Source organism: Phyllobacterium sp. P5_D12 (assembly GCF_054049495.1).
The window spans coordinates 1-852 of sequence record NZ_JBFUMG010001043.1; the positions used below are offsets into that span (position 1 = coordinate 1).

Annotated in this window: 1 protein-coding gene; it reads left to right on the forward strand. The window is 52.9% G+C overall.

What is annotated here, in order from left to right:
• Nucleotides 1-612: 612 nt before the first annotated feature.
• Nucleotides 613-852 (forward strand): SDR family NAD(P)-dependent oxidoreductase (locus ACXJ5O_RS28560; RefSeq protein WP_457302852.1); only part of this gene is annotated, 240 nt, incomplete at its 3' end.

Here is an 852-nt window from a genome sequence, read left to right on the forward strand (position 1 = left end):
GTTGACATCGTAGGGGTCACAGGTTCAATCCCTGTCACGCCCACCATCTGAACCTCAAATTCAAGCACTTAAGCAACGTCCATTTGACTAACAACAAGTGTTAGATGTGCACTTGCGCGCAAACAGTGGGCGTTTCGTGCGCCTTTGCAGTTCGCAATGATGCTTTCCGTCGCAAGATCAGGCGGCGCCTCTGGGTTCCAACAGCCGCACAGTCACGTGGACAGCAGGTCCCTAATCTCAGGATGGTGTGCAATGGAAATGTGCGACTGCGGTTATTTTTATTGCCGAGAGAAATGAGCGAAACTCCAAAACCTGTCTATCCCGATCATATGGAGAAAGCCCCCGGTCGGGCTTTTTGAACTACTGCATTCACGAAGGCCGCAAAGATGGGGGGGGTTCGGATTTGAGAAGCGCTACGGGCTTGAATGGTATTGCGGCGAACATAAAAGTGACGCTGGCGAAAGTTAGCCTCTGATTTCGGTTTTCCCACGACTTCGTTATCAGTGTTTTTGCAGCTAATGATTGCGAGTCATCACGCTCTAAGGCACGTTAACTCAAACCTCCGTCGATGATGATCAACTATGCGAAATACCCAATCTAGGAGAAGCTCCCATGGACCTGAAACTGACAGGCAAGACAGCTCTTGTGACTGGATCCACCGCAGGAATCGGGCTAGCAATCGCCAAGCGGCTGGCTGCCGAAGGCGCGAATGTCGCCATCGTCGGCCGAGCGCAGGCAAAGCTGGACGAAGCAGCAAAGATCATTGCCTCCTCCAAGTCTTCCAAAATCGCGTCAGGCATCCGCGCCGTGCTCGCTGATGCTGCAACCGCCGAAGGAGCTGCGATTCTGCAC